This is a genomic window from Pseudaeromonas sp. HNCC25DJ180 (assembly GCF_055413345.1).
In genome coordinates this window covers 171,061-193,213 of record NZ_JBVAYF010000003.1, presented here as the reverse complement: position 1 = coordinate 193,213, position 22,153 = coordinate 171,061, and the positions used below count along the sequence as shown (strand labels likewise).

Here is a 22,153-nt window from a genome sequence, read left to right as displayed (position 1 = left end):
ATTAGACGCGAATATCGATCAGGGTACCCATCATCTCATCCGCGCTCTTGACCACCTTGGCGGACGCGGCACCACTCTGCTGGGCAACTTGGAGATTCACCAACTCCTTGGTGGCATCCACTTGCTCGGGTTTAGTGTTCAACTGGGCGATCTGGCTACTGCTGGCATCCACCTGCTGGGTTGCCCGTTGCAAGCCCAAGTAGCCTGAGTTGACTGCACTGTTAATTTCCATAGCTCACCTCGGCGGCGATTTACACCTTCGATTAATTATCAGCCAATCTGGTCATTTAGGAAAGGAAATTGCCAGCCTGCTCACCAACAAAATTGGTCAGGATCTGCACAAACTCAGCACTTTCTGTAATAAAGGGCGCATGGGAAGAGGCAGCAAACAGATGCTGCCGACTCATAGGGTGTAATCGCGCTATGGCCTCGGCGACCGCAACGGGTACTAGTGAGTCCAATCGGCCATAGAGGCGCAGGCAAGGCTGGGTCAGCTGCACCAGATCCGAACGCAGATCCAGCTGGGCCAACAGCTCGAGTCCCAAGGCCAAGGCGCCACCGTCAGGGAGCGGCCGCTCTAGCAAGCGGCTACGCAACAGACGGATATCCTCCCGCGCCGTGCCGCTACCCATGGCCTGGATCGCCAGGAAACGTTCTATGGTTTTACCCGCATCCTGCTGTAAGGCGTGGGCAAAGTGTTCCAGTACCGATGGCGCCATGCCAGGCCACCCCTCTGCGGCCACGAAGCGCGGCGAACTGGCGACGGTAATCAGGCTCTTGACCCGCTCAGGCCACCGTAATGCCAGCAGGGTGGCCAACTGCCCCCCCAAGGACCACCCCAGCAGATGAGACCTTGCCGGTAATGCGGCGACCAACTGCGCCAGCCAGTTATCCAAGGAGTGCGCCGCGGCAGCCGACTCCTGGCTGAGACCAAAACCAGGCAGATCTAGTAAGTGAACCCTGTGGTGTTGAGCCAGGGCATCTGCCAGCCCATTGAACACCTGGCTGTTCATTCCCCAGCCATGGAGCAGCACCAGGTCGGGGCCTTCACCCATCACCTCATGATAAATCGCCATCGTCGCTCCTTGGTTTACGGCGGCCAATGTTAAAGATTTGTATCATCATCGCGCAACGCACCAAGCGAATGCACCATAACTGAGCTTTACTGTATGTTATCGCATCACATCGGTGCGATAGTTGCGCTATTTTTGCTCAGTTATGCGTCGACAAGGGGGTTTTCCCCACCATTTTACCCGTTTTCAGATTGGCATGGTTCCTGCCATAGAAATAACAGGTTTGCGACATCCTGTCCGGCCATCCAGTTCAACAGACTCTGTCTGTGCGAATACTAGGACACGATACTTTCAGGGAGATACAACGATGAAACGCTTGTTTGCAATTCTGGCGCTGGTGGGGGCCTTCGGCTTCACCAGCCCAGCATGGAGCGATGAAACCACTCCGGCTACGGAAACAGCCACCACGGTGGCAGCGACTGATGCCGCAGCCACAACAACTGCCCCTGCCGCCACCCCAGTGGCTGCCCCAACCAGCACAGTCAACAAGGGCGACAACGCCTGGCTGATCGTAGCCACGGCCCTGGTGATCCTGATGTCTGTTCCCGGCATTGCCCTCTTCTACGGCGGCCTGGTCAGAAACAAGAATATGCTCTCGGTACTGGTGCAATCCTTCACCGTATTTGCCCTGGCCACCATACTCTGGGTCGTCTATGGCTACAGTCTGGCCTTCACCGAAGGGAATGCCTTATTCGGTGGCTTTGACAAGATATTCCTGAATAACATCACCCCTGACTCGATTGCAGCAACCTTCAGCAAGGGTGTCGGTATTTCCGAGCTGATCTATGTGGTGTTCCAGGGGGCCTTCGCCGCCATCACCTGCTGCCTGATCCTGGGTGCCTTTGCCGAACGCATCCGCTTCTCGGCTGTGCTCATCTTCATGGTGATCTGGTTTACCTTCTCCTATATCCCCATGGCGCACATGGTGTGGTACTGGACTGGTCCTGATGCCTATACCACGGCCGATGCCGCTGCGGCCGCCACCGCAACCGCGGGTTGGTTGTTCCAACACGGCGCCCTGGACTTCGCCGGTGGTACTGTCGTACATATCAACGCCGCCATTGCCGGCTTGGTAGGCGCCTACTTCGTTGGCAAGCGTGTTGGTTTCGGTCGCGAATCCATGGCTCCGCACAGCCTGACCATGTCCATGATCGGTGCCTGTCTGCTGTGGGTGGGTTGGTTCGGCTTCAACGCTGGCTCAGCACTCGAAGCTAACGGTTATGCGGCACTGGCTCTGGTCAACACCTGGGTTGCTACCGCCGTCGCTACCTTCGCCTGGTTGCTGGCCGAGTGGGGCCTGAAGGGTAAGCCCTCCCTGCTGGGCGCCATCTCAGGTGCCGTTGCGGGTCTAGTTGCCATCACGCCGGCTTGTGGTTTCGTCGGGGTCGGCGGTGCCATGGCCATTGGCGCCCTGGCAGGTGTGGTCTGCCTGTGGGGTGTCCACGGTCTGAAGCGTCTGCTGAACGTCGATGACTCTCTGGACGTGTTCGGTGTGCATGGTGTGGGCGGTATCCTGGGTGCCCTGCTGACTGGGGTGTTTGCTTCCCCGGATCTGGGCGGTACCGGTGTGTGGGACTACGTGGCGAATGCCGTGACCCCTGACTACTCCATCGCCGCTCAAGTCAAGATCCAAGCCATAGGCGTGATCACCACCATAGTCTGGTCTGGTGTGGTTTCGGCTGTCGCCTTCTTCATTGTCGACAAGCTGGTAGGCCTGCGTGTGCCAGTAGAAGCCGAGCGCGAAGGTCTGGATCTGACCTCCCACGGCGAACGTGCTTACAACTACTAAGCCATACTGTCAAAAATCAAAGGGCGCCTTATGGCGCCCTTTTTCTTGCCTAGACTCAAAGACCCACGACTCGAGACCCAGGCTCATGTTCACCCGTCACTCCCTGCTACCTTGGCTCAACGGCCTGCTGCACCACCCCACCCTGCTGGGCGACTGCCTGCTCTGTCGACAAGCGGTGCAACATCAGGCCCTGCTCTGCGACTATTGCCAGGCCGAACTCCCCCGTTTGCACCATCCCTGTCCACTCTGTGCCTATCCCATGCCCCAACCCGCGCCAGCCTGTGGCAGTTGCCTGAGCAAGCCCCCAGCGTGGGACAGGCTCAGGGTGCTGGCCGACTATGGTGACCCTTACCGCAACTTGCTTATAGGGCTGAAGTATCACCAACAGCGGGAGGCGGCGCATCTACTGGGCCGCCTCTTTGCCGCACAGCCCATCGCAGAGACGCTGCCTCAGGTGCTACTGCCTGTGCCCCTGCACTGGTGGCGTCAGTGGCGGCGGGGATACAATCAAGCGGAACTATTAGGCCGAGAGATAAGCCGCCAACTTGGCATACCTCTTGATAACCACATACTCAAGCGTCATAGAGCGACGCCCTCCCAAGCCCGCCTGGGGCGCGCCGCGAGACAGCGCAACTTACGCCATGCTTTCAGCCTGAGTGCCCATGGCTACCGTCATGTGGCGCTGGTGGATGATATAGTCACCACAGGGGCTACGGCGCGGGAGCTGACCCGGCGCCTGAAACGCTCTGGGGTAGAGGTGGTCGAAGTATGGGCCATCTGCCGCACCTTGCGACATGCAGTTTGACCCTAGGCGTAGCATGACAAGCAGGGTATGATAATTCCGAGCAGTTTAGTCAGGATTAAGGATTGCCATGATCACCATCTCCGAAACCGCCCAGACGCACTTCCGCAACTTGCTGGAAAAGCAGTCCGATGGCACCAATATTCGCGTGTTCGTCATGAATGCCGGCACACCCAATGCCGAGTGTGGCGTCTCTTACTGCCCTGCCGATGCGGTGGAGCCTGAAGACCTGCACCTGCCCTTCAGCGGCTTTGAGGCACTCATAGACCCACAGAGTGCCCCCTTCCTGGAAGAGGCGGTCATCGACTTTGTCTCCGACCAGATGGGCTCCCAACTGACCCTGAAGGCTCCCAATGCCAAGATGCGCAAGGTAGACGATGGCGCACCGCTCATCGAACGTATCGAATATGTGCTGCACTCCCAGGTGAATCCCTCCCTGGCCGGGCATGGCGGCAAGGTTACCTTGCTGGAGATCACCGAAGATGGCTATGTGATACTACAATTCGGCGGTGGCTGTAACGGCTGCTCCATGGTGGATGTGACCCTGAAGGAAGGGATAGAGAAGCAGTTTCTGGAACTCTTCGCCGGCGAGATCAAGGGGGTAAAAGATGCCACCGAGCATCAGCGCGGTGAACACTCCTTCTACTGATCGCTTTACGCCCCGGCTCACAGCCAGAAAAAAGCCCCATTCCGGGGCTTTTTTGTTATTCGTCTTTTTTATCGCGCCCCAACAGGGCCAAGGCCGCCTCTTTGGGCGGTTTGCCCTGATAGAGGATGGCGAAGATCTGCTCACAGATGGGCATCTCCACGCCCTGGCGCGCCGCCAGCAGGTGCACTTCGCGGGTATTGCGATACCCCTCCACCACCTGACCAATCTCACTCATGGCCTGATCCACCGTCTTGCCCGCCCCCAGAGCCAAACCAAAACGGCGGTTGCGCGACTGGTTATCGGTACAGGTGAGTACCAGATCGCCTAAGCCTGCCATCCCCATGAAGGTCTTGGCATCAGCGCCCATGGCAACCCCCAGGCGCTGTAACTCCACCAGCCCCCGGGTGATGAGCGCAGTGCGGGCATTGGCGCCAAAGCCCAGGCCATCGGAGAGGCCCGCACCTATGGCGATGACATTTTTCACCGCGCCACCCAGTTGCAGGCCGATAAAGTCCGGGTTGGTATAGACCCGAAACGACTTGCCACAATGCATCAGATCCGAAAGCTCATCGGCAAAGGCATCATGGGTGGCGGCGACCGAGATAGCCGTCGGCAAGCCTGCCGCCAACTCGCGGGCAAACGTCGGCCCTGAGATGACAGCCAGGGGAATATGCTCGCCCAAGGCTTCACGAGCCACATCGCCCAGCAGACGGCCGCTGTCCGGCTCCAGGCCCTTAGTGGCCCAGGCAATACGCGTATCGGCACTCAAATAGGGCTTGGCAGAACGCAGCACATCGCCAAACACATGGCTCGGCACCACCACCAGCAGCGTCTTGCTCGCCTGAACCGCATAGGCCAGATCGGCGGTCAGTTCCAGGCTGTCGGGAAAGGGCACCCCAGGCAGGAAGGCTTCATTGCAACGAGCCTGCTCGAGCTCGGCCACATGAGCGGCCTCATGACCCCATAGCAGGATCCGTAATCCTTTACGGGCCAAAGAAATGGCAAGGGCGGTGCCATAAGACCCCGCCCCCAGGACAGAAACGACTACATCCTGCGCCATATGCTTAGTGGCTCACCGCTTCTTGCTCGGCTTCCAGCTTGGCCATGTGAGCAGAGAACAGGGCATCGAAGTTCACCGGAGCCAGGTTCAGCTGCGGGAAGGAGCCCTTGCTGACCAGACCGGCGACAGCTTCACGAGCATAAGGGAAGAGAATGTTCGGGCAGTAGGAACCCAGGCAGTGAGCCAGTTGCTGCGCATCCAGATTGGCCGCGGTAAAGATACCCGCCTGCTTCACTTCACACAGGAAGGCAGTGTCGGCTTCCAGGGTGCAGGTGACGGTCAGGGTCAGCACCACTTCATAGATATCTTCGGCCAGGACGGCAGTCTTGGTATCCATATCCAGCTTTACTTCCGGCTTCCAATCTTTCTGGAAAATAGCCGGGGTGTTCGGGGCTTCGAAAGAAACATCCTTGATGTAAACACGTTGGATGTGGAATTCAGGTTGCTTGACTTCGTTATTTGCTGCGTCAGCCATTTACTTAATCCTTGTGAAAATGAGCCAGGGCTCAGAGCTATCAATAAATTAACGTTTTTTGGTTACCGGCAAGTTATCGCCACGCCAACTGGCCAAGCCACCGCGCAAGATAGATACCTGGGTAAAACCCGCCTTGTGCAAGGCACTGGCGGCGGCAGGGGCACGCATGCCACTCTCACACACCACAATAGTGGGGGCGTCTTTACGCTTTTCAATCAGGGAAAGGTTGTTTGCTTCGATCTGGCTCACCGGAATGTTAACTGAGTCAACAATGTGACCCTTAGCAAACTCCTCCTGAGTACGCACATCGACCACTAGTGCATTCTCGCGGTTGATGAGCAGTGTCACCTCATGACTGCCAAGCTGACGAATAGGTGAGAGTTTGGCGCGGATCGCGGTATAGATCAGTGCCACCAGCAGACCCAACCAGGCCGCAGCCAACATGGGATTACGAGAGATAAAATCGATATATTCTTGCATGAAGGTCAGATCCAGTCGCTAAAACGATTCCCGCCCAGTATACATGGGGGGCATTAGAATAGCAGCCTCGACACCGGCAAAGCGGGAGTCAGCTCCCAAGGCTGTCAAGCCGCCAGGCAAGATTGTGTGATCAGGTGACTAATTCGGCAGATGTTGTAAAATGAGCGCAAAGCTTTACCCCTTTCCCGTTACTTTCAAGAGGATGTACCCTCATGTCTATCGCCAAGAAGCCGCTGGCACTGATCATCATGGATGGTTGGGGCTATAGCACCAAAAAAGAATTCAACGCCGTTGCCGGTGCCAAGACGCCAAATCTGAATGCCTTGTGTGCCAACTATGCCAACACCCTGATCTCTGCCTCCGGCATGGATGTGGGCCTGCCTGATGGCCAGATGGGTAACTCCGAAGTGGGCCACGTCAATATCGGTGCCGGTCGTGTTGTGTATCAGGAACTGACTCGCGTCACCAAGGAAATTCGTGATGGCGACTTCTTCAACAACGCCGCCCTGTGCAAGGCTGTCGATGCGGCGGCCAGCCAAGGCAAGGCCGTTCACATCATGGGTCTGCTCTCCGATGGTGGTGTTCACAGCCACGAAGACCATATCGCCGCCATGGTAGAACTGGCCGCCCAACGCGGTGCCGAGCAGATCTACCTGCACGCCTTCCTGGATGGTCGCGATGTGGCTCCACGCTGCGCCCAACAATCCATCGAACGCTTCGATGCCCTGTTTGCCAAGCTGGGTAAGGGTCGCATCGCCTCCCTGGTCGGCCGTTACTACGCCATGGACCGTGACAACCGTTGGGAACGTGTGCAAGAAGCCTACGACCTGCTGACCGCAGGCAAGAGCGAGTACGCTAACTATGCCGACGCTACCGCTGCCTTGGCCGCCGCTTACGAGCGCGGTGAGAATGACGAATTCGTCAAGGCCAGCGTAGTCGGCGCCCAAGCCGCCGCCCTGAACGATGGCGATGCCCTGATTTTCATGAACTTCCGTGCCGACCGTGCCCGTGAAATCACCCGCACCTTTGTGGATGCCGACTTCACCGGTTTCGTGCGCAACACGCAGCCCAAGCTGGCTGACTTCGTGATGCTGACCGAGTACGCCGCCGACATCAAGACCTCCTGTGCCTATCCGCCAACAGCCCTGACCAACACCCTGGGTGAATGGCTGGCTAACCACGACAAGACTCAGCTGCGCATCTCTGAAACCGAGAAGTATGCTCACGTCACCTTCTTCTTCAACGGTGGCGAAGAGGCCAACTTCAAGGGCGAAGATCGTGAACTGATCCAGAGCCCCAAGGTGGCCACTTACGATCTGCAACCGGAGATGAGCTCAGGTGAACTGACCGACAAGCTGGTTGCCGCCATCAAGAGCGGTAAGTATGACGTCATCATCTGTAACTACCCCAACGGTGACATGGTCGGCCATACCGGCGTCTATGATGCTGCGGTCAAGGCCTGTGAAGCCGTCGATACCTCTATCGGCCGCGTCGTTGAAGCCCTGAAAGAAGTGGGTGGCGAATGCCTCATCACCGCTGACCACGGCAACGCCGAGCAGATGATGAACGAAGAGACAGGTCAGGTGCACACCGCCCACACCAGTCTGCCCGTTCCGCTCATCTACTTTGGTCGCCCGGCGACCGCAGTAGAAGGTGGCAAACTCTCCGATCTGGCGCCGACCATGCTGACCCTGATGGGCATGGAAATCCCCGCCGAGATGACAGGCAAGCCTCTGATGACACTGAAGTAATCGGCCCCATGCGGGGAATGAATCACTTCATTAAAACCTGGATACGCGTCAGCCTGCTGGCTGGCGCGTTCTTTGGGTGTCTGGCGGCCCAGGCCGCCGATACCAAGGATCTGAGCAAGGTCCGCGAACAGATCCAGCAGAAACAGCAAGAGATCACCAGTCAGAAGAAGACCCTGGATCAACTGCACCAACAACTGCGCCAGGATGAAGCGGCCGTCACCACCCTCGCCACTCGCCTGACCCGTTCACAAGCCAAACTGAGTGTTACCCGCAAGCAGCTCGCCAAACTGGAGCGCCAGCGACAACAGCTGAGCGAACAGCTCAAGCGTCAGGAGCGTCTGCTCGCTCAACAGTTAGACCACGCCTATCGCATGGGGCAGCACGACTATCTGAAGTTGCTGCTCAATCAACAAGACCCGGTCGCCATTGGCCGCGCCCTCGAATATTACGGTTACGTCAACCAGGCCCGCCTGCAAGCCATCCGCGAGCTGAAACAGACCCAACAAGAGCTGAGCTATAACCGCCAGCAAACCGCCAAGACCAGCACAGAGCTGAGTGCCATAGTCCAGACCCAGAAGCAGGACAAACAAGAGCTGCAACAGAAACAGCACTCCCGCGAGAGCACAGTGGATGAGATCAAGAAGTCACTCTCAGCCGATCAGCAGCAATTAGTGAAGCTGCAAGAGGCGGAGAAGCAGATGCAGCGCAAGATTGAAGAGGCGCGCAAAAAGCTGGAAGCGGAGCGCAAGCGCAAGAAGGCCGAAGCCTTGGCCCGCGCCCGCGCCAAAGCCCGGGAACAGGGCCGCTCCGAAGCCGCAGCCGAAGCGCAAGCCGCCGCGACCCTAGCCCTGGGTGATCACAAGGGGCTGGGCAAACTGCGGGGCCAACTCCCCTGGCCGCTGCGCGGCCAGCTGGTGCGTCGCTTCGGTGAGCACAGAGGCGGTGAAGTCACGTGGAAGGGAATATTGATCGGGGCCGGACAAGGGGCCCCCGTCAAGGCCATCGCCGATGGCGATGTGGTCTTTGCCGACCGCCTGGACGGCTTTGGCAACGTGCTGGTGGTCGATCACGGCTCCGGCTACCTGAGCCTCTATGGCAACAACGCCACCCTGCTCAAACACAGTGGTCAGAGCGTCAACCGCGGTGAGACCCTAGCCCAAGCCGGTAACAGCGGCGGCCAACCGCAACCGGGCCTCTATTTTGAGATCCGCTGGCAAGGCAAGCCGGTCAATCCGGTCGCCTGGCTCAGTCGCTAGACCAGGGTCAGCCGCTCCCACTCCCCCAACAGCCAGAGCGCCTCGTGGTCGCTCTGGCCACAGCTGTCACTCATGGCCTGAAACGTGGAACAGACCCCAGGCCGCTCGGGTAAACCGAACAGCAGACAGAGGTTATCACCGCTGAGTTGAATGCAGCGCACGCCTGCGGGTTTACCCTCTGGCATGCCAGGAATAGCGGAGGAGATACTAGGGGCGATACAGCAAGCCCCGCAACCGAGACGACACTGCATACACCAGCCCACCTAACAGAGATGAGCCATTCTAGGGCCACCCCCCCGCCGTCACAACCTGACCTTGCCGATTCCGTGTTAAACTTGAAAAAAACCACCCTTGCCGACCCTAGCCAAGCAGCACGGCCTTATGCAGGCGACCACGGCAATAAGGAGTCACTATGCGTCTTACCGTTCACCACAGCGCGGACATCCTGCCCCATTGGCTGGATAGTCTGAATAAGCTGCTCGCCGCCGACCATCTTAACCGCGACAAATTACTCCATGCCGGCCAGTGGCATATTGCCACCTTTAACGATCGTATCGTCGGCTTGGCTATCACCTCGGATGAGGAGATCCTCTATCTGGCGGTGCGCGATGTAACCCGCCGTCGCGGCGTCGGCAAGTATCTGCTGAGCGAGACGCTGGCATGGATGCAGGGCAAGGGGTGTAGCCAGGCTATGATCTCGACCCATGCCGCTCGCCCCGAAGAGCAGGCCGCCCTATCCGCATTCTTGCTGCACCATGCCTTCACTCGCAATGGTGAGCGCTTCCTGCACACCCTCAATCGTTGAGTCGAGCACCAAGCAAAAGAGCGCCATCAGGCGCTCTTTTGTTGAGGATACAACGGTTACAGTATGATACTGCGCAGTTGTTCGTCCTTGCGATCCAGATAGTGGGTGGAGTGAATACGGCGGATGGTTCGTGACTTGCCACGAATGAGCAGCGTCTCTGTCGTCGCCAGCACCCCATCACTGAAGATCCCCTCCAGCAGGTCACCCTTGGTGATGCCGGTAACCGAGATGATGACGTTATCTGTCTTGGCCATCTCTTCCAGCTTGAATACCTTCTCCACCTCAACCCCCATCTTCTGGCAACGGGCTATCTCTTCGGCACCGAGCTTACGGTTCTCTTCCGTGTCACCCTTCACCTTGTGACGAGGCCAGAGCCGCCCCTGCATGTCGCCATCCAGAGCCCGAACCACGGCGGCGGAGACTATGCCCTCAGGCGCGCCGCCGATGCAGTAGAGCATATCCATCTCGTTGTCTGGCAAACAGGTCAGCACAGAGGCGGCCACATCCCCATCAGGAATGGCGAACACCCGAACCCCCATCTGCTGCATCTGACGGATAGCCTCTTCGTGGCGGGGCTTGGCCAGCGTGATCACCGACAACCGATTAATGGGCTTATCCAAGGCCTTGGCCACGGCGGTGATATTCTCTTCTAGGGACTTGTTGAGGTCGATAACCCCTTTGGCCTTGTAACCGACGATGAGCTTTTCCATATACATGTCGGGGGACTGCATGAAGCAGCCCTTATCGCCGGCCGCCAGCACGGCCACGGCATTGGCCTGGCCCATGGCGGTCATGCGGGTACCGTCGATGGGATCCACGGCGATATCCACGCCATCACCACCACAACCGACCTTCTCGCCGATGTAGAGCATGGGAGCCTCATCGATCTCACCCTCGCCGATGACGATCTCCCCATCGATCTCGATCTGGTTGAGTACAAAGCGCATAGCCTCGACTGCCGCGCCGTCGGCCACGTTCTTGTCGCCCCGCCCAAGCCATTTGTAACCGGCCAATGCGGCCGCTTCAGTTACTCGGGAAAATTCAATCGCCAGTTCACGTCTCATAGCTGTAATACCTGTGGAATGTCAGGAGAGTTCGTCAAAACCGGCGCATTTTACCATACCAAAACCGCTTTGCCCGATTGATTACGCCAGCGTGATAGAACATTCAGGAGCAAGCTGCTGTGCGGAAGTTCCCGATACATAAAAACTTCATATTCAAGTAACCATTCTGTCACATGCGCTGCCTAGCATGGCTCTCGAAGTTAACCCTCACCGATTATAAAGTTTGTAAAGACAAGGAATGACGATGAAAAAGCTGACTGCTGTTGCCGTAGCCCTGCTGGCCACCACTTCTGCTGCCCAAGCCGCCGAAGTTTACAAGAACGAGCGCATGGCGCTGGACATGTACGGCCGTATCTATGCTGGTCAATTTATGGGCACCAAGAAGGGCGCCGGTACCAGCGCGACTCAAGACTACAGCGAAAAAGTGGGTGCTAACCAGTTTATCCGTTTCGGCGTCAAGGCTGATAGCGCCATCACTGGCACCATGAAGGCCGTGGCTCAGTACGAAATCCAGAGCTATATCGGTAACAGCGAAAAGGTCAACAACGTTTCCTGCACCACCACCGAAGCCACAGATGGTAAGCACACCACTACCTGTAAAGATGATGCCCTGCGCACTCGTCTGGCCTTCGCCGGTGTAAAGTCTGACAACTGGGGCCAAGTGACCTTCGGTCGCCAGAAGGGTGCCATCGCCCAAGTTTCTGACTGGACCGACGTGAGCCTCTCCGACAGTTACGGTTATCAAGCCCTGGGGGTTGGAACCGACACGTTTGGTACCGTTCGTTCCTCTGACCTGCTGAAGTACTCTGCCAAGTTTGGCGACCTGAAGTCCGGTAAGAGCACCAACGGCGCGCAAGTCGATGTCAGCTACAAGTTTGATGGCAACAACACCGAAGAGACCACCAGCACCTCTGCCGACCAGGCCTACGGTCTCTCTGCCAGCTACACCCTGATCGACAGCTTGAGCTTCGGTGCCGGCTACAACGTGGGTACCCGCGACAAGACCAATGAAGAAGATGCCAAGCTGTGGCTGCTGGGCGCCAAGTACGACAACAAAACTTGGTATGCGGCTCTGAACTATGCCGATGGTAGCGACTGGCTGGCCACGGGTACGGACCACTCCGGTATCGAAGCGGCAGTTGGCTACACCTTTGCCAATGGTATTGGTCTGCTGGCCATGTATAACAGCCAAGAAGCCGAAAAACTGGGCAAGAAGTACGACACAGTTAACTACTACACCCTGGGTACCCAGTACCAGTTCAACAAGGCGTTGCGTGCCATCCTTGAATACCGCATCCAGAACCTGGATGGTCAGGACTATGCTGCAGCCGGTGGCAAGGCTCCGTATGCTGCCAAAGATGATTATCAACTGGCCGTGCGTTACGACTTCTAAGCAACTTAGAAGAAGCAAGGTAGAACATCCAGCAAAAAGGCGCCTTATGGCGCCTTTTCTCATGCGTCAACGCCGCGATGTCACGCCTTACCATGACTGTGGTACTGGGTCACAATCTCGCGAGAAGAGCGGTAGACATCCGGCACCTGATCCAAGCCGTTGACCGTGATGCCCAGATCCCGCAACAAACCATCCTTCAGCGCATAGAGCCAGCCATGCACCGCCAGATCCTGCCCACGCTTCCAGGCATTCTGCACTATGGTGGTGTAACAGACATTCGCCACCTGTTCGAGCACATTGAGCTCACATAGAAAGTCCTGGCGCTCCTCCAACGCTTCCAGGTTCTCGATCTGCTCGCGATACTTGAAGTAAACATCCTTGATGTTGCGCAGCCAGTTATCGATGAGACCATGCTCGGCGTTACTCATGGCTGCCATCACCCCACCACACTGATAATGACCGCAGATGATGATGTGCTTCACCTTGAGCACATCGATAGCGTACTGGATCACCGACAGACAGTTGAAGTCGGTATGGATCACCAGATTAGCCACGTTGCGATGCACAAACACGTCACCAGGCAACAGGCCCAGTAATTCGTTGGCCGGCACCCGGCTGTCCGAACAACCGATCCAGAGATATTCCGGCGCCTGCTGGGCAGAGAGCTTGGCAAAGAAGTGAGGGTCTTCGGCCTTAATCTTCTCGGCCCACTGCTTATTTTGCTCAAACAGGTGATTTAACAGTTTCATGGCACATCTCCCTCTCTATCGCGGGCAAAAAAAAGGCCTCCTTTAGAGACCTTGTTTGCTATCAGATTGGAGCCTTAGGCCTCCAAGGCATCCTTGAGCTTCTTCATGGCGCTTTTTTCCAATTGGCGCACCCGCTCGGCTGAAACCTGGTAGTGATCCGCCAGCTCCTGCAGCGTCACCTTGCTCTCATCCAACCAGCGCGCCTGGATGATGTGCTGGCTGCGTTCATCTAGAGCTGCCAGGGCATGAGCCAGCCTATGCTCGGCGTGATGCTCCCAGTTGTCGCTCTCGATCATGGCCGCCACGTCGGAAGATTTATCCTCCAGATAATGCACGGGGGCAAAGGCTGCAGTTTCGCCATCATCATCATCGTAGGCATCGAAAGCCTGATCGTGACCGCTCATCCGCGCTTCCATCTCCACCACCTCTTGGGGGGAGACGCCCAGGTCCGTTGCAACTGCCTGGACCTCCTCGCGATTGAACCAGCCCAGATGCTTCTTGGACTTACGCAGATTGAAGAACAACTTGCGCTGAGCCTTGGTGGTTGCCACCTTGACCATGCGCCAGTTGCGTAACACATATTCATGGATTTCAGACTTGATCCAGTGCACGGCAAAAGAAACCAGGCGCACACCAACACTGGGGTCGAAACGCTTCACCGCCTTCATCAGGCCGATATTGCCCTCCTGGATCAGGTCAGCCTGGGGCAGGCCATAACCGGCATAGCTGCGAGCAATATGCACCACAAAGCGCAGGTGTGACATGACCAGCTGACGAGCCGCTTCCAGATCACCCTGTTGCTGCAAGCGCTCAGCCAGTTCACGTTCCTCTTCGGCTGAGAGCACAGAGATAGTGTTCACCGCCTGAATATACCCATCCAGGCTACCCTGGGGGACAAGAATCATGGATTGCTGAATAGCAGTACTCATTACGGACCTCATAACCAGATACAGCACCAGTCTAACACGGCCGGCGCAACCCGAGGAAACGATCTCATCTCGGGTGTGGATCAATTTATATACATAAAAAAGGGGAGAACTTGCAAGTTCCCCCCTGAAAAAGCATGTTACGAATATATGACCAATGCCCATCCGCCATGCTGCCCGAGCCAAGGAGAACTCTCTCTCTTCGCGCTCAGATCTAACCCTCACAAGTCAGAGTGCCAGAGTGGCCAAAAAGTTCCGCAAAAAGAGTGTCAAATCGATCATTCCTCACACTTTGCTCGGCTTTCTCGTAAAAAAAGTCAGGTCGGCTCAATTTCCCGGATGTGGCGTTGCACTGAGAACCAGGCGGCCAGCACGCCCAGCAGGGTGCTGAGTAGCAACAAGCTCCCCCCCTCCGGCAGGGTGAGACTCGCCAGAGTGAAGTGACTGTCATACAGCACGGCCAGATCCCGCACCACCTTATCACTCCACAGCATCAGCACTTCGCTCAGCCACCAGGCCAGCAAGCCACCAATCAGCCCATACCAGAGCCCCAGGTAGAGATAGGGGCGATAGATGAAGGCCGAGGTCGCCCCCACCAACTTCATCACCTCGATCTCGGCACGCCGCCCCAGGATATTCAGGCGCAGGGTATTAGCCACCGTCAGCACCAGCCCCAGGATCAGCAGGGCGGCTATGCCCTGAATGGAGTGACGCAGCAACTTGATGATGCCCTGCAGTCGCTCCAGCCACTGTAGGTCCAACTTACCCTGCTCCACCTCAGCCTCTTGGGTCAAACGTCCCAGCAGCTCCTTGGCGCCAGCGGGCGTGCGATAGGCCAGCTGCGGCGTCACCTCCAGCACAGGCGGCAAGGGGTTACTACTCAGGTAATCCACGGCACCACTGAAACCGGAGAGCTGACTGAACTCCGCCATAGCCTGAGCCGGCGAGATATAACGGACCTGCTCCACCTCCGGCATGGCCTTGACCCGCTCACTCAGAGTGAGAGCGGATGCCTCGGCAGCCTCTTTACGCAAATAGAGGGTGATCTGGGTGCCACTCTGCCACTGGTCGCTCACCGCTTCGGCATTCTTCAGCACCAGATAGAAGGTGGCCGGCAGCGCCAGGCTGATGCCAATCACCCCTATGGTCATCAAGGAGGTGAGAGGCGAGAACCAGATACCCGCCATGGCACGTTTGGCTTCCTGCAGGTGGTGATAGAAGAAGAGAGCGAGCGCGCGCGATAGATTGGATTGATGACGCTTACGCTTCATGCTGAGCCCCCATTATACCATCACTGATGAGACGCCCCTCTTTGAGAGTCAGGGTGCGGCAGCCACTATCCCGGATCAACCCCTGGTCATGGGAGGCAATCAGCACTGTGGTACCCACATCGTTAAACTCGGTAAAGAGCTGCATGATATCGGCGGCCAGTTGCGCATCCAGATTCCCGGTCGGCTCATCCGCCAGTAGCAGAGCCGGCGTGTTGACTATGGCTCTGGCTATCCCCACCCGCTGTTGTTCACCGCCGGAGAGCATCAAGGGCAGATAGCGCGCCTTGTCATGGAGCCCCACCTTGTCCAGGGCGGCCGAGACCCGCTTCTGGGCTTCAGCCGGGGTGAAGCCATCTATGATGAGCGGCAAGGCCACATTGTCATAGATGGAGCGATCCATCAGCAGTCGGTGATCTTGGAAAATCATGCCGATCTGCCGGCGGATGTAGGGCACATCACGCCGGGCGATGCGACTGACATCATGGCCATGAAAGCTGACCCGCCCATCGCTGGGGCGCTCCATTACCGCGATCAACTTGAGCAGGGTACTCTTCCCCGCCCCCGAATGGCCGGTCAAAAAGGCCATCTCCCCTTTCTGCAGATGAAAGCTGACCCTCTGCAGGGCCTGATGGCCACCCGGATAGAGCTTGCTCACCTGTTCAAAACGGATCATGGTTTAGTTGACGTCCTTACTGATAAAGGCCTGATGGCCACCCAAATATAAATTACTCACCTGTTCAGAACGGATCATGGTTTAGAGGGCTTCCTTGCTAAAGAGTGCCTCAATGAAGTCCTGGGCCTGGAAGGGGCGCAGATCTTCAATCCCTTCGCCCACCCCTATGTAGCGGATGGGGATACCAAACTTATCAGCCACCGCGAAGATGACACCGCCCTTGGCGGTACCATCCAACTTGGTCAGGGCTATGCCGTTGATGCCCACCGCCTCACCAAACAGCTTGGCTTGGCTCAGGGCATTCTGACCTGTGCCGGCATCCAGGGTCAGCATCACCTCGTGGGGAGCGGCCTCGTCCAGCTTCTTCATCACCCGAACTATCTTCTTCAGCTCTTCCATCAGATGCCCCTTGTTCTGCAGGCGTCCAGCGGTATCGGCAATGAGCACATCCACATTCCGGGCCCGCGCCGCCTGTATGGCGTCGAATATCACCGAGGCGGAATCGGCCCCCGTATGCTGAGCTATCACCGGGATCTGGTTGCGCTGCCCCCAGACCTGTAACTGCTCCACTGCGGCGGCACGGAAGGTATCCCCGGCCGCCAGCATCACCGACTTGCCTTCCATCTGGAAGCGCTTGGCCAGCTTGCCAATCGTCGTGGTCTTACCGACGCCGTTGACCCCGACCATCAGGATCACGTAGGGCTTCTTAGTGGTATCAATGAGCAGGGGCTGATCGACCGGTAGCAGAATGTCCGTCATCTCCTGCTTGAGCAGATCATAGAGGGCCTCGGCGTCCTTGAGCTGGCGGAAGCTGGCCTGCTGGGTCAGATTCTTGATGATACGCGCCGTGGTCTCCACACCCAGATCGGCCGTCAGCAGCTGGGTCTCCAGCTCCTCGAACAGCTCCTCGTCCAGTTTTTTGCCACGGAACAGGGCCAGGAAGCCGGCACCTATGTTCTCGCGAGTTCGCATCAAGCCCTGGACCAGGCGGCCAAAGAAACCGCTACGCTTGGGTCTGTCCTGGGTCTCAGGCTGTAGAGCCGGTAGCGGCTCTTCGCCGTCGGCTTCAGCGACTGCTTCGGCTTCGACAGCCGCTTCAACTTCGGCTTCGACAGCCGCTTCAACTTCGGCCTCGACCGCCGCTTCAACTTCGGCCTCGACAGCCGCTTCAACTTTGGCCTCGACCGCCGCTTCAACTTCGGCCTCGACCGCCGCTTCAACTTCGGCCTCGACCGCCGCTTCAACTTCGGCCTCGACTGCCGCTTCAACTTCGGCCTCGACCGCCGCTTCGACTTCGGCCTCGACAGCCGCTTCGACTTCGGCCTCAGCGACCGCTTCGGCTTCTAGGGCCGCCTGGGCAAACTCCTGCGCCGATGCAAGCTCGAGATGATCGGGCTGACTCTCCGCAGCTTGGGGGGCGACCGGCGCGACAATCTCAGAGGTGATTGGCTCTTCAATAAGCGTGGCGGCAGTTGGCTCGGCTACTGTTTCGGATACCGGCTCTACCTCGGGAACCTGCTGTTCCTCGGCGACGGGAGATTCAGTAGACTCGGGCTGCTGACGACCAAAACCCAGCCAGGATAGGAAACCTTTCTTTGCCATTAAAACTTACTCACTCACAATGGGGCTGCTAGAATAGCCACCCCTGGTCGGTATAGGACGAAAAATTGCCTCCTATACTATCACTATATTCCGGTGAAGAAACGCGATGCCCCGAAGCAAACCTGGCCGTTCCGGCCCGACTCAGCGCCCCAGCGCTCCCGCCCGCGGCCCCAGCGGTTTTATTCGCCTCATCAGTGGCCAGTGGAAGGGCCGCAAACTCCCGGTTCGGGATGTGGTGGGTCTGCGCCCAACGACGGACAGGGTCAAGGAGACACTGTTCAACTGGCTGGCTGCCGATATTCGTGGCAGTCGCTGCCTCGATCTCTTCGCCGGCAGTGGCAGTCTGGGATTTGAGGCACTCTCCCGCTACGCCGCCTATGTCATGATGGTCGAGATGGACAAGGGGGCCGCGGCCCAACTGACCAGCAATCTGGCCTTGCTGCAGAGTTCGCAGGCACGCATCGTCAATCGCGATGCCATGGTCCTGCTGGCCGAGCCCGCCGACCCCTTCGATATTATATTTTTGGACCCGCCATTTCGCCGGGATCTGCTGGAAAGCGCCTGCGCCCGTCTGGAGCTAGGAGGTTGGTTGGCGCCCGAGGCTCTCATCTATCTGGAGCGAGAGAGCGAAGGCGATGCGCCGGCCCTGCCCGCAAACTGGCAGTTGCTCAAGGATAAGCAAGCGGGCCAAGTACGCTATCAGCTCTATCAACGGAGTATTGCCGAATGAAAATTATCCTCTGGCTGGCCAAGCTTATCGTGATGGGTTTCTGGGTGGGAGCCATCTACTTCACCTTTATCCACCCGCTACCCGGCAAGATCAGCAGCCTGATCCCGGCCTTTGCCGTGCTGATGCTCTTCGTGCACGGCATCCAGGCGGCCCTGCTCACCCTGATCGCTAAGGACCTCATTCCACTGACCGCTCGCCACTATATCTCGGTCCTGCTCTTTGGCTTCTTCACCATGCTGGAGCTCAGAGAGGAGCTGTTCAAGGCAGCCCAGGCAGCTAGCCAACCTAAGCAGCCCCCCAGGCAGTAAGCAAACGCGCCAACAAAAACGCCAGCAAATGCTGGCGTTTTTACATTGCTAATGTGTATCAGCGCGTCAGTTGCCACTGCTCAAAGAAGAGCGCCGCTTCGCGCTGGGCCTCCCGCAGCTGTCCGGTAGGCAACTGCTTGGCCAAGGTATCGCGCAAGGCTTCGGCCTCACTCAAGCGACAACCCGCGGCTACCGCCAAGGAACTCCAGACATAAGCCTGTTGGCTATCCTGGGGCACACCCAGCCCCTTGTGGTAGAGGGTGGCCAGTTGATATTGGGCCAAAGCATGCCCCAGCTCACCGGCACGGGAGAGGTAGGCGGCCGCCTGATGATAATTCTGTGGCGCACCACGCCCCTGCAAAAACATCAGCCCCAGTTGGTAGAGCGCGCGAGCATGGCCCTGCTCCGCCGCTTGTCGCAGCCAGTAAACCGCCTGTTGCAGATCGGGATCCACCACCCGGCCTGATTCGTAGAGTATACCCAGATGGTAACAACCATCCGGATGACCCCGATCCGCCGCCTGACGGAACAACTGCAGCGCCCGACACTCATCCGGTGCGCAACCCCACCCTTGTAACAGCAGCTCACCCAACTGGGTGCAGCCCTCGGCATCACCCTGATCTGCCGCCTTGGTGAACCAGGTCACCGCATGACGATAGTCCTGCGGCACACCCAATCCCTGACGATACATGCGTCCCAGGCGATTCTGGGCCTCAGCTAAACCAGACTCTGCCACATGACGGTAACAGCTGATGGCCTGATGGTAATCCACATAGACACCCACCCCCTGCTCATAGAGCTCCCCCAGAGCAAGCTGAGCCCGCAGGTGCCCTTGACTCGCCGCGCGACGCAGCCAGTTCGCGGCCTGCTGAGGCTGTTTTTCCACACCTCGCCCATGACGATAGAGCAGGGCCAGGGCAAACTGTCCCTCAGTAAATCCTTGCTCCGCCGCCTTCAGGTAACAGGCAACGGCCTCGCGGAAACTGCGGGGCACCCCTATGCCACGCTCATAGAGTTGCCCCAGCGCCAACTGAGCCGCAGCATCGCCCTGCTCGGCAGCCTTGCGATACCAGGCCACCGCTTCGACCGGGTCAACCTCTATACCTAGCCCCAACTCATAGCAGTGGCCGAGCATACGCTGACCACGAACATCATCGCGCTCAGCGACCAGACGGCACCAATGGGCGGCTTGGGAGGCCGGCGCATCCTCACCTAGCCGTTGTTGCTCATAGAGCGCGGCCAGTTGGTATTGCGCTTCCGCATGACCCTGCTGTGCCGCGGGCAAATAGGCTTGCTCCGCCGCTAGCCAGTTTTGCTCCGTGCCGCGCCCCAGCTCCCAGCAGAGACCCAGCTTGTAGTAGGCATCCAGGTGGCCTAGCGCCGCAGCACTTTGGTAATAGTTGAAGGCGACGGCCAGATCGGCGCGTGGGCCAGACTCAGACAAGCCACCCAAGGCAAAGAGCGCCAAAGCATCCTGCTGGGCTGCCGCCTTTTGATACCAAAGCAGAGCCTGAGCCTCATCCTTGGCCACCCCTTCGCCCCGTTCATAACAGAGTGCCAGACGATACTGGGCCGCCGCCAATCCCTGCTCGGCGGCACGCCGCATCCAGAGCAGAGCAAGATGAATACTCTCTTCGGCGCCACGCCCCTGCTCATAGAGCATAGAGAGGGCGAACTGGGCCTCCGCATGGCCCTGATCGGCCGCCTTCTTATACCAGAAGAAGATTTCGCGCAGCAGGTTGGGATTCAAGGTGTTGTTGGCGCGCCCTTTTAGCTTCCACGCCACGCTGCGACCCAAGGCCTGAGCCTCGTCGCCCTCCAAGGGCTCGGCACTCTTATCCAGCAAGAGGGCCAAGTTGTATTGAGCCTCCTTGTGACCCGCCTCGGCCGCCTTGCGGAACCACTGCTGGGCCAAATTCCAATCCTGGGGTACGCCCAATCCATGCAGGCACATGCTGGCGAGACGATACTGGGCATCGACGACCCCTTGCTCGGCCGCCTTCAGATAGAGGACACAAGCCTGCTGAGGAAATTGCGGCACGCCCCGACCATGTTCATACATCAAACCTAGGCCATACTGAGCCTTGGCATGGCCTTGATCGGCACTTAAGCGCAACCAATGCAGGGCTTGGGCATACTCTTTCTGCTCATCTAGACAGAGCCCCAGTTGATACTGGGCCTTGGGATGACCCAGTGCCGCCGCCTGCTGATAATAGAGCTGCGCCTGCTCCCCATCGGGGGCAACGCCATCCCCTTGCTGATAGCAGGAGGCCAGCAGACAGAGGGCATCCACATGTTGCTGAGTGGCGGCACTCTGCAGCCAACGTAAAGATTGAATGGGATCGAAAAAGGGCGATCCCTGTTCCCGACAAATCAGCGCCATGTGGTACTGAGCTTCAGCCTCACCCGCCTCGGCGGCACGCCGATACCAGGCCGCCGCCTGCACCTCATCCTTGGGCACACCCAACCCCTGGGCAAACAATTTGGCCAGATTGAGCTGAGCCTGAGCATGGCCCTGCTCGGCGGCGCGATGCAGCCAGAAGGCGCCTTGCACCACATCCTGTGGCACACCGCGACCATGGGTATGCACCATGCCGATGGCAGATTGAGCCTCGGCATCACCCGATTCGGCCTGATGACGTAACTGAGCCAATCCATCGTGAGGCACATCCGGACTGCGCATGCGCCAACTCACCTCCCGCTCGGAATGCGCACCGAGCGGCTCATCGCTTGGGGCGGGGGCCGGAACAGAAGCCGCAGAAGCGGAGAAGAGTTGAGCCACCTCCACCCCCATCAGGTTGCGCGTCGCACTCCAGCTCACCCGTTTACCGACACGCTCCGCAGGTGACGGCACCGAAGACACGGGGAATGCCACCACCTCAACCCCGGAGTGAGGGGATGCTGCCTGCTTGTCTGAGAAGGGCGAGGTGAACGTCGAGGTGGCGAAAGAATGGGACGGGGTAGCGCCGGATTGGATACCTGCCTCCTGTGGCAAGCCCCCCAAGCCTGACGCCAGCTCCAGAGATGAAGAAACACTCTTTGTCATAATAATCGCCACCTTGGATGGGAATGGAGGCTACACCTTGTCAGCTGCCGAGGCTCCTGGCTCGCCCCGAGAGAGTCTCGGCCGCGAAAACGGGAAATTTATCGACAATGCAACAGGGCAATAGCGGAGGTGTCTGGCAACGCAATCGGTAAAGATCCACGTCATCCGCTTACAAAGCACGCGATCATACTACTATGACCACAAGCCGAAACCTGTAGCCATTACCACAATTTTTGATCCGCGGCACAGAT

Annotated in this window: 22 protein-coding genes; 9 read left to right on the top strand and 13 right to left on the bottom strand. The window is 58.1% G+C overall.

All coding sequences use genetic code 11. The annotated features are described in order from the left end of the window. Position 1 precedes the first annotated feature (1 nt). Positions 2-232, bottom strand: a complete 231-nt coding sequence (locus ACZYTD_RS04010) for a flagellar basal body rod C-terminal domain-containing protein (protein WP_463889505.1) — start codon at positions 230-232, stop codon at positions 2-4. A 55-nt stretch (positions 233-287) separates the two neighbouring features. After that, positions 288-1,076: a pimeloyl-ACP methyl ester esterase BioH gene (bioH, locus tag ACZYTD_RS04005; RefSeq protein WP_463889502.1), complete on the bottom strand. Its 789-nt coding sequence runs from the start codon at positions 1,074-1,076 to the stop codon at positions 288-290. A gap of 304 nt (positions 1,077-1,380) precedes the next feature. On the opposite strand from bioH, the gene amt reads away from it, so the two are divergent. The 3 genes from amt to nfuA all read left to right on the top strand — a co-directional run bounded on the left by amt (position 1,381) and on the right by nfuA (position 4,313). Further along, positions 1,381-2,862, top strand: a complete 1,482-nt coding sequence (gene amt / locus ACZYTD_RS04000) for an ammonium transporter (protein WP_463889499.1) — start codon at positions 1,381-1,383, stop codon at positions 2,860-2,862. 85 nt (positions 2,863-2,947) lie between these two features. Next, positions 2,948-3,667, top strand: coding sequence for a double zinc ribbon domain-containing protein (locus ACZYTD_RS03995; RefSeq protein ID WP_463889496.1), 720 nt, complete (start codon positions 2,948-2,950; stop codon positions 3,665-3,667). A gap of 67 nt (positions 3,668-3,734) precedes the next feature. Further along, a complete protein-coding gene (gene nfuA, locus ACZYTD_RS03990) occupies positions 3,735-4,313 on the top strand; it encodes a Fe-S biogenesis protein NfuA (RefSeq protein ID WP_463889493.1) in 579 nt (192 codons plus the stop codon). A 55-nt stretch (positions 4,314-4,368) separates the two neighbouring features. Here nfuA and gpsA read toward each other — a convergent pair whose 3' ends face one another. From gpsA to ACZYTD_RS03975, 3 genes are read right to left on the bottom strand one after another with little or no spacing between them, the layout of a single operon-like run. Then, on the bottom strand, positions 4,369-5,373 hold the full coding sequence (gene gpsA / locus ACZYTD_RS03985; protein WP_463889491.1) for an NAD(P)H-dependent glycerol-3-phosphate dehydrogenase: 1,005 nt from the start codon (positions 5,371-5,373) through the stop codon (positions 4,369-4,371). A gap of 4 nt (positions 5,374-5,377) precedes the next feature. Continuing rightward, positions 5,378-5,848, bottom strand: a complete 471-nt coding sequence (gene secB / locus ACZYTD_RS03980) for a protein-export chaperone SecB (RefSeq protein ID WP_463889489.1) — start codon at positions 5,846-5,848, stop codon at positions 5,378-5,380. Positions 5,849-5,896: 48 nt separating this feature from the next. Then, a complete protein-coding gene (locus ACZYTD_RS03975; RefSeq protein WP_463889487.1) occupies positions 5,897-6,328 on the bottom strand; it encodes a rhodanese-like domain-containing protein in 432 nt (143 codons plus the stop codon). Positions 6,329-6,540: 212 nt separating this feature from the next. On the opposite strand from ACZYTD_RS03975, the gene gpmM reads away from it, so the two are divergent. Together gpmM and envC are read left to right on the top strand one after the other, a co-directional pair. Then, positions 6,541-8,079 carry a 2,3-bisphosphoglycerate-independent phosphoglycerate mutase gene (gene gpmM / locus ACZYTD_RS03970; protein ID WP_463889484.1) on the top strand — a complete coding sequence of 513 codons (1,539 nt, stop codon included), beginning with the start codon at positions 6,541-6,543 and terminating at the stop codon, positions 8,077-8,079. A gap of 17 nt (positions 8,080-8,096) precedes the next feature. Beyond that, complete coding sequence (gene envC, locus ACZYTD_RS03965) at positions 8,097-9,335, top strand: murein hydrolase activator EnvC (protein ID WP_463889481.1); 1,239 nt, start codon at positions 8,097-8,099, stop codon at positions 9,333-9,335. Here envC and ACZYTD_RS03960 read toward each other — a convergent pair. Next, a complete protein-coding gene (locus tag ACZYTD_RS03960; RefSeq protein WP_463889479.1) occupies positions 9,332-9,586 on the bottom strand; it encodes a YkgJ family cysteine cluster protein in 255 nt (84 codons plus the stop codon). The two genes, envC and ACZYTD_RS03960, sit on opposite strands and share 4 nt — an antisense overlap. Before the next feature lie 161 nt (positions 9,587-9,747). On the opposite strand from ACZYTD_RS03960, the gene ACZYTD_RS03955 reads away from it, so the two are divergent. Beyond that, positions 9,748-10,140: an acetyl-CoA sensor PanZ family protein gene (locus ACZYTD_RS03955; protein WP_463889476.1), complete on the top strand. Its 393-nt coding sequence runs from the start codon at positions 9,748-9,750 to the stop codon at positions 10,138-10,140. 56 nt (positions 10,141-10,196) lie between these two features. On the opposite strand, the gene glpX is transcribed toward ACZYTD_RS03955, so the two are convergent. After that, a complete protein-coding gene (glpX, locus tag ACZYTD_RS03950; RefSeq protein ID WP_463889474.1) occupies positions 10,197-11,204 on the bottom strand; it encodes a class II fructose-bisphosphatase in 1,008 nt (335 codons plus the stop codon). 244 nt (positions 11,205-11,448) lie between these two features. Here glpX and ACZYTD_RS03945 point away from each other — a divergent pair, with 244 nt between their 5' ends. Beyond that, positions 11,449-12,597, top strand: a complete 1,149-nt coding sequence (locus tag ACZYTD_RS03945) for a porin (RefSeq protein WP_463889471.1) — start codon at positions 11,449-11,451, stop codon at positions 12,595-12,597. An 80-nt stretch (positions 12,598-12,677) separates the two neighbouring features. On the opposite strand, the gene can is transcribed toward ACZYTD_RS03945, so the two are convergent. The 5 genes from can to ftsY all read right to left on the bottom strand — a co-directional run bounded on the left by can (position 12,678) and on the right by ftsY (position 17,818). Further along, entirely contained in the window at positions 12,678-13,346 is a 669-nt protein-coding gene (can, locus tag ACZYTD_RS03940; protein ID WP_463889468.1) for a carbonate dehydratase, read from the bottom strand. Positions 13,347-13,420: 74 nt separating this feature from the next. Continuing rightward, positions 13,421-14,275, bottom strand: a complete 855-nt coding sequence (gene rpoH / locus ACZYTD_RS03935; protein WP_463889465.1) for an RNA polymerase sigma factor RpoH — start codon at positions 14,273-14,275, stop codon at positions 13,421-13,423. A 314-nt stretch (positions 14,276-14,589) separates the two neighbouring features. Next, complete coding sequence (gene ftsX / locus ACZYTD_RS03930; protein WP_463889462.1) at positions 14,590-15,543, bottom strand: permease-like cell division protein FtsX; 954 nt, start codon at positions 15,541-15,543, stop codon at positions 14,590-14,592. Then, on the bottom strand, positions 15,533-16,216 hold the full coding sequence (ftsE, locus tag ACZYTD_RS03925; protein WP_463889459.1) for a cell division ATP-binding protein FtsE: 684 nt from the start codon (positions 16,214-16,216) through the stop codon (positions 15,533-15,535). Before ftsE ends, ftsX begins: the two co-directional genes overlap by 11 nt. Before the next feature lie 81 nt (positions 16,217-16,297). Beyond that, positions 16,298-17,818 carry a signal recognition particle-docking protein FtsY gene (ftsY, locus tag ACZYTD_RS03920; protein ID WP_463889456.1) on the bottom strand — a complete coding sequence of 507 codons (1,521 nt, stop codon included), beginning with the start codon at positions 17,816-17,818 and terminating at the stop codon, positions 16,298-16,300. Positions 17,819-17,924: 106 nt separating this feature from the next. Here ftsY and rsmD point away from each other — a divergent pair, with 106 nt between their 5' ends. Both rsmD and ACZYTD_RS03910 read left to right on the top strand, forming a co-directional pair. Next, positions 17,925-18,548, top strand: coding sequence for a 16S rRNA (guanine(966)-N(2))-methyltransferase RsmD (gene rsmD / locus ACZYTD_RS03915; RefSeq protein ID WP_463889453.1), 624 nt, complete (start codon positions 17,925-17,927; stop codon positions 18,546-18,548). Further along, complete coding sequence (locus ACZYTD_RS03910; RefSeq protein WP_463889450.1) at positions 18,545-18,856, top strand: DUF1145 domain-containing protein; 312 nt, start codon at positions 18,545-18,547, stop codon at positions 18,854-18,856. Before rsmD ends, ACZYTD_RS03910 begins: the two co-directional genes overlap by 4 nt. Positions 18,857-18,914: 58 nt before the next feature. Here ACZYTD_RS03910 and ACZYTD_RS03905 read toward each other — a convergent pair whose 3' ends face one another. Next, positions 18,915-21,902: an SEL1-like repeat protein gene (locus ACZYTD_RS03905; protein WP_463889447.1), complete on the bottom strand. Its 2,988-nt coding sequence runs from the start codon at positions 21,900-21,902 to the stop codon at positions 18,915-18,917. Positions 21,903-22,153: the final 251 nt, after the last annotated feature.

What these genes read in the sequence shown, in the direction of transcription:
- ACZYTD_RS04010 (WP_463889505.1), bottom strand. Translation starts at nt 232, where the DNA reads ATGGAAATTAACAGTGCAGTCAACTCAGGCTACTTGGGCTTGCAACGG.
- bioH (WP_463889502.1), bottom strand. Translation starts at nt 1,076, where the DNA reads ATGGCGATTTATCATGAGGTGATGGGTGAAGGCCCCGACCTGGTGCTG.
- amt (WP_463889499.1), top strand. Translation starts at nt 1,381, where the DNA reads ATGAAACGCTTGTTTGCAATTCTGGCGCTGGTGGGGGCCTTCGGCTTC.
- ACZYTD_RS03995 (WP_463889496.1), top strand. Translation starts at nt 2,948, where the DNA reads ATGTTCACCCGTCACTCCCTGCTACCTTGGCTCAACGGCCTGCTGCAC.
- nfuA (WP_463889493.1), top strand. Translation starts at nt 3,735, where the DNA reads ATGATCACCATCTCCGAAACCGCCCAGACGCACTTCCGCAACTTGCTG.
- gpsA (WP_463889491.1), bottom strand. Translation starts at nt 5,373, where the DNA reads ATGGCGCAGGATGTAGTCGTTTCTGTCCTGGGGGCGGGGTCTTATGGC.
- secB (WP_463889489.1), bottom strand. Translation starts at nt 5,848, where the DNA reads ATGGCTGACGCAGCAAATAACGAAGTCAAGCAACCTGAATTCCACATC.
- ACZYTD_RS03975 (WP_463889487.1), bottom strand. Translation starts at nt 6,328, where the DNA reads ATGCAAGAATATATCGATTTTATCTCTCGTAATCCCATGTTGGCTGCG.
- gpmM (WP_463889484.1), top strand. Translation starts at nt 6,541, where the DNA reads ATGTCTATCGCCAAGAAGCCGCTGGCACTGATCATCATGGATGGTTGG.
- envC (WP_463889481.1), top strand. Translation starts at nt 8,097, where the DNA reads ATGAATCACTTCATTAAAACCTGGATACGCGTCAGCCTGCTGGCTGGC.
- ACZYTD_RS03960 (WP_463889479.1), bottom strand. Translation starts at nt 9,586, where the DNA reads ATGCAGTGTCGTCTCGGTTGCGGGGCTTGCTGTATCGCCCCTAGTATC.
- ACZYTD_RS03955 (WP_463889476.1), top strand. Translation starts at nt 9,748, where the DNA reads ATGCGTCTTACCGTTCACCACAGCGCGGACATCCTGCCCCATTGGCTG.
- glpX (WP_463889474.1), bottom strand. Translation starts at nt 11,204, where the DNA reads ATGAGACGTGAACTGGCGATTGAATTTTCCCGAGTAACTGAAGCGGCC.
- ACZYTD_RS03945 (WP_463889471.1), top strand. Translation starts at nt 11,449, where the DNA reads ATGAAAAAGCTGACTGCTGTTGCCGTAGCCCTGCTGGCCACCACTTCT.
- can (WP_463889468.1), bottom strand. Translation starts at nt 13,346, where the DNA reads ATGAAACTGTTAAATCACCTGTTTGAGCAAAATAAGCAGTGGGCCGAG.
- rpoH (WP_463889465.1), bottom strand. Translation starts at nt 14,275, where the DNA reads ATGAGTACTGCTATTCAGCAATCCATGATTCTTGTCCCCCAGGGTAGC.
- ftsX (WP_463889462.1), bottom strand. Translation starts at nt 15,543, where the DNA reads ATGAAGCGTAAGCGTCATCAATCCAATCTATCGCGCGCGCTCGCTCTC.
- ftsE (WP_463889459.1), bottom strand. Translation starts at nt 16,216, where the DNA reads ATGATCCGTTTTGAACAGGTGAGCAAGCTCTATCCGGGTGGCCATCAG.
- ftsY (WP_463889456.1), bottom strand. Translation starts at nt 17,818, where the DNA reads ATGGCAAAGAAAGGTTTCCTATCCTGGCTGGGTTTTGGTCGTCAGCAG.
- rsmD (WP_463889453.1), top strand. Translation starts at nt 17,925, where the DNA reads ATGCCCCGAAGCAAACCTGGCCGTTCCGGCCCGACTCAGCGCCCCAGC.
- ACZYTD_RS03910 (WP_463889450.1), top strand. Translation starts at nt 18,545, where the DNA reads ATGAAAATTATCCTCTGGCTGGCCAAGCTTATCGTGATGGGTTTCTGG.
- ACZYTD_RS03905 (WP_463889447.1), bottom strand. Translation starts at nt 21,902, where the DNA reads ATGACAAAGAGTGTTTCTTCATCTCTGGAGCTGGCGTCAGGCTTGGGG.